Origin of the sequence: Nodosilinea sp. FACHB-141 (assembly GCF_014696135.1) — a bacterium.
In the GTDB taxonomy this organism is placed as follows: Bacteria; Cyanobacteriota; Cyanobacteriia; order Phormidesmidales; family Phormidesmidaceae; genus Nodosilinea.
The window spans coordinates 1-5,369 of sequence record NZ_JACJPP010000031.1; the positions used below are offsets into that span (position 1 = coordinate 1).

A 5,369-nucleotide genomic window follows, 5' to 3' on the forward strand; every position below is an offset into this window, starting at 1 on the left:
AGTAAGGACCTGGCATCGAGCTATTTTGACAAGGGGCAACCCCCTCACTATCTTCGCCGCAGCTGCGTTTCACGACTGAGTTCGGGATGGGTCAGAGTGGGACCACAGCGCCAGAGACACCAGGAAAGCTTACGTTGCTTAAATATTGTGTTGTTTGAGTTCCTTGAGGAACTGAATAGAGAGAAGTGCGGCTGTGCACACAGCCATGATTGATTCGTTTAGTGAATCTGTGATGAGGTCAAGCCCTCGGTCTGTTAGTACGCCTCGACTACATCCATTGCTGGACTTCCATCTAGCGCCTATTAACGGGTGGTCTACCCGTGACCTTACTGGCTTATGCCATGGGAACACTCATCTTGAGGTGGGCTTCCCACTTAGATGCTTTCAGCGGTTATCCACTCCGCACTTAGCTACCCTGCGTTTACCGTTGGCACGATAACAGGTACACCAGCGGTGCGTTCTTCCCGGTCCTCTCGTACTAAGGAAGACTCCTCTCAATGTTCCTACGCCTGCACCGGATATGGACCGAACTGTCTCACGACGTTCTGAACCCAGCTCACGTACCGCTTTAATGGGCGAACAGCCCAACCCTTGGGACCGACTACAGCCCCAGGTTGCGATGAGCCGACATCGAGGTGCCAAACCTCCCCGTCGATGTGAACTCTTGGGGGAGATCAGCCTGTTATCCCTAGAGTAACTTTTATCCGTTGAGCGACGGCCCTTCCACGCGGAACCGTCGGATCACTAAGGCCTACTTTCGTACCTGCTCGACTTGTCAGTCTCGCAGTCAAGCTCTCTTATGCCTTTACACTCGAAGGCTGATTTCCAACCAGCCTGAGAGAACCTTTGCGCGCCTCCGTTACCATTTAGGAGGCGACCGCCCCAGTCAAACTGCCCACCTGATACTGTTCTCTGCCCGGATAACGGGTCAAAGTTAGAATTCTAGCCTTAATAGAGTGGTATCTCACCAGTGACTCCATAACCCCCACAAGGGCTACTTCAAAGTCTCCCACCTATCCTGCGCAATTAAAGCCCGAACCCAATACCAAGCTACAGTAAAGCTTCATAGGGTCTTTCTGTCCGGGTGCAGGTAGTCCGTATCTTCACAGACATTCCTATTTCGCCGAGCCTCTCTCCGAGACAGCTCCCAGATCGTTACGCCTTTCGTGCGGGTCGGAACTTACCCGACAAGGAATTTCGCTACCTTAGGACCGTTATAGTTACGGCCGCCGTTCACCGGGGCTTCAGTCGCTAGCTTTAGCTCCGAAGAGCCTGACCAACTTCCTTAACCTTCCGGCACTGGGCAGGCGTCAGCCCCCATACATCGTCTTGCGACTTAGCGGAGACCTGTGTTTTTGGTAAACAGTCGCCTGGGACTCTTCACTGCGACCACCTCTCGGTGGTACCCCTTCTCCCGAAGTTACGGGGCCATTTTGCCGAGTTCCTTAGAGAGAGTTATCTCGCGCCCCTTAGTATACTCTACCTTCCCACCTGTGTCGGTTTAGGGTACGGGCCAATTTGAATTAACGTGGTTCGGGCTTTTCTTGGAAGCCTGACATCAGACACTTCCCCGTCGTAACGGGTCGTACTCGCTTCTCAGCTCAAGACGTTTTCGCCGTCTCTCAACACCTCGATAGCTTAAACCGGTAACCAACATCCGGCTGTCTTAGCCTTCTCCGTCCCCCGCCACAATCCAAATCAGGTACGGAAATATTAATCCGTTGTCCATCGACTACGCCTTTCGGCCTCGCCTTAGGTCCCGACTAACCCTCCGCGGACGAGCCTTCCGGAGGAAACCTTGGGATTTCGGGGTGTAGGATTCTCACCTACATTTTCGCTACTTAAGCCGACATTCTCACTTCTGTACAATCCACGCCTGCTCTCGCTAACGCTTCAACTCATACAGAACGCTCCTCTACCACTTGTATAAATACAAGTCCACAGCTTCGGTAGGATGCTTAGCCCCGTTCATTTTCGGCGCAGGATCGCTTGACCAGTGAGCTATTACGCACTCTTTTAAGGATGGCTGCTTCTAGGCAAACCTCCTGGTTGTCTCTGCAATCCCACCTCCTTTATCACTTAGCATCCATTTGGGGACCTTAGCTGGTGGTCTGGGCTGTTTCCCTTTCGACGATGAAGCTTATCCCCCACCGTCTGACTGGCATTGTGTGCTACGGGTATTCTGAGTTTGACTCGATTTGGTACCGCTCTCGCAGCCCGCACCGAATCAGTGCTTTACCCCCCGTATATAATCAATACCGCTGTGCCTCAACACATTTCGAGGAGAACCAGCTAGCTCCGGGTTCGATTGGCATTTCACCCCTAACCACAGCTCATCCGCTGGCTTTTCAACGCCAGTCGGTTCGGACCTCCACTTGGTATCACCCAAGCTTCATCCTGGCCATGGTTAGATCACCCGGGTTCGGGTCTATAAAATCTGACTATCGCCCTATTCAGACTCGCTTTCGCTTTGGCTTCAGCATTTCCGCTTTAACCTGCCAGACCCTATAAGTCGCCGGCTCATTCTTCAACAGGCACGCTATCACCCGTTTAATCGGGCTCTAACTGCTTGTAGGCTCACGGTTTCATGTTCTATTTCACTCCCCTCCCGGGGTTCTTTTCACCTTTCCCTCGCGGTACTGGTTCACTATCGGTCACGCAGGAGTATTTAGCCTTACGAGGTGGTCCTCGCGGATTCACACGGGATTTCTCGTGCCCCGTGCTACTCGGGATTCAGCTAGTATCGTTAAGTTTTCGACTACAGGACTTTCACCTTCTCTGGTGCATCATTCCAATGCTTCGTCTAACCGCTCGAGTCCATATCGCTGTCCCACAACCCCAATGGTAAAAACCACTGGTTTAGGCTCTTCCCAGTTCGCTCGCCGCTACTAAGGGAATCGATTTTTCTTTCTCTTCCTACAGCTACTAAGATGTTTCAGTTCGCTGCGTTCGCTCGCGCCACCCTATGGATTCAGGTGGCCGTATATAGGGTTGCCCCATTCGGAAACCTTCGGATCAAAGCCTGCTTCCAGCTCCCCGAAGCGTATCGTCGGTAACCACGTCCTTCTTCGCCTCTGCGTGCCTAGGTATCCACCGTGAGCCCGTTGTAGCTTGACCTTCATTTCATTGGTGTCACCCAACAAAATTCACTCTTCTCTCAACGAACTTTGAATGTTCTGTGTGTACTACCTTACACTTCTCTCATATTCAGTTTTCAAGGTTCTTTGCTAGGCTCTCACCCAGCAGACTATGTCCTGGTATTCCCAAAACACACTGTGCTGAATTTAATCCCTGCTTTCGTGGTGGAGGTTAGCGGACTCGAACCGCTGACATCCTGCTTGCAAAGCAGGCGCTCTACCAACTGAGCTAAACCCCCACGCAGTGGGCCATCCTGGACTCGAACCAGGGACCTCACCCTTATCAGGGGTGCGCTCTAACCACCTGAGCTAATAGCCCGTGTTTAGTTTCCTTTCCCCTAAATAACTATTGCTAGCAGTTACCTAAAGTCAAGAAATAAACCTCAACCATAGTCTAGAAACTAATCTCAAAGTCCTGAACGACCTAGAGTGACCACTCAATACTCCTAATTCAATATGGTTCGGAGTTATCAAGGGTAGGTCTCCCTAAAAGGAGGTGATCCAGCCACACCTTCCGGTACGGCTACCTTGTTACGACTTCACCCCAGTCATCAGCCCTGCCTTCGGCGCCCTCCTCCGCGAACGGTTAGAGTAACGACTTCGGGCGTGGCCAACTCCCATGGTGTGACGGGCGGTGTGTACAAGGCCCGGGAACGTATTCACCGCCGTATGCTGACCGGCGATTACTAGCGATTCCGCCTTCATGCAGGCGAGTTGCAGCCTGCAATCTGAACTGAGCCACAGTTTATGGGATTTGCTTGCACTCGCGCGCTCGCTGCCCTCTGTCTGTAGCATTGTAGGACGTGTGTAGCCCAAGACGTAAGGGGCATGATGACTTGACGTCGTCCCCACCTTCCTCCGTGTTGTCCACGGCAGTCTCCCCAGAGTGCCCAACTTAATGATGGCAACTAAGGACGAGGGTTGCGCTCGTTGCGGGACTTAACCCAACATCTCACGACACGAGCTGACGACAGCCATGCACCACCTGTCTCTGCGCTCCCGAAGGCACTCTCTCATCTCTGAAAGATTCGCAGGATGTCAAGCCTTGGTAAGGTTCTTCGCGTTGCATCGAATTAAACCACATCCTCCACCGCTTGTGCGGGCCCCCGTCAATTCCTTTGAGTTTCACACTTGCGTGCGTACTCCCCAGGCGGGATACTTAACGCGTTAGCTACGGTACTGCACGGGTCGATACGTCCAACACCTAGTATCCATCGTTTACAGCTAGGACTACAGGGGTATCTAATCCCTTTCGCTCCCCTAGCTTTCGTCCCTCAGCGTCAGTTGTGGCCCAGTAGAGCGCCTTCGCCACTGGTGTTCTTCCCGATATCTACGCATTTCACCGCTACACCGGGAATTCCCTCTACCCCTACCACACTCTAGCTTCCCAGTTTCCATTGCCGATCCACAGTTGAGCTGTGGGCTTTGACAACAGACTTAAAAAGCCGCCTGCGGACGCTTTACGCCCAATAATTCCGGATAACGCTTGCCTCCTCCGTCTTACCGCGGCTGCTGGCACGGAGTTAGCCGAGGCTTATTCCTCTGGTACCGTCAGTTCTTCTTCCCAGAGAAAAGAGGTTTACAACCCTAAGGCCTTCCTCCCTCACGCGGCGTTGCTCCGTCAGGCTTTCGCCCATTGCGGAAAATTCCCCACTGCTGCCTCCCGTAGGAGTCTGGGCCGTGTCTCAGTCCCAGTGTGGCTGATCATCCTCTTAGACCAGCTACTGATCGTCGCCTTGGTGAGCCATTACCCCACCAACTAGCTAATCAGACGCGAGTTCATCCCTAGGCGATATAACATTTCACCTCTCGGCATATGGGGCATTAGCAGTCGTTTCCAACTGTTGTTCCCCTCCTAAGGGCAGATCCTCACGCGTTACTCACCCGTCCGCCACTAACCCCGAAGGGTCCGTTCGACTTGCATGTGTTAAGCACGCCGCCAGCGTTCATCCTGAGCCAGGATCAAACTCTCCATGTTAGTGACTAATCCCGAAAGATTAGCCGCAGTTAGTTACTCGTGAAAAGTAACCCGAAAAGCATGTCCCGGATACCTCAGTATCCGATTCTGTCTTCTTACTTGACTCAACTACAGCACAAGTGCTATCGTTGAACCAATTTAATCCTTGACAGGAACCTTGGCTTTGTTTCTAGACTATGTAGTTGTCGAGGTTCGCTTCAACCCTCGGTGAAAGACTCGTTCGAGTCGCTTCCCTCAGGCGCTTTATCAATATA

General features: G+C 52.5%; 2 tRNA genes and 3 rRNA genes. All 5 read right to left on the reverse strand.

Annotation, left to right across the window (positions count from 1 at the left end):
- Positions 1–7 precede the first annotated feature (7 nt).
- The 5 genes from rrf to H6F59_RS25890 all read right to left on the reverse strand — a co-directional run bounded on the left by rrf (position 8) and on the right by H6F59_RS25890 (position 5,115).
- Positions 8–124, reverse strand: a 5S ribosomal RNA gene (gene rrf, locus H6F59_RS25870).
- Between the two features lie 110 nt (positions 125–234).
- A 23S ribosomal RNA gene (locus H6F59_RS25875) occupies positions 235–3,117 on the reverse strand.
- Positions 3,118–3,300: 183 nt separating this feature from the next.
- Positions 3,301–3,376: transfer RNA gene (locus tag H6F59_RS25880), tRNA-Ala, on the reverse strand.
- A gap of 6 nt (positions 3,377–3,382) precedes the next feature.
- Positions 3,383–3,456: transfer RNA gene (locus H6F59_RS25885), tRNA-Ile, on the reverse strand.
- 170 nt (positions 3,457–3,626) lie between these two features.
- A 16S ribosomal RNA gene (locus H6F59_RS25890) occupies positions 3,627–5,115 on the reverse strand.
- Together the 16S, 23S and 5S rRNA genes with 2 tRNA genes alongside form the textbook arrangement of a ribosomal RNA operon.
- Positions 5,116–5,369 lie beyond the last annotated feature (254 nt).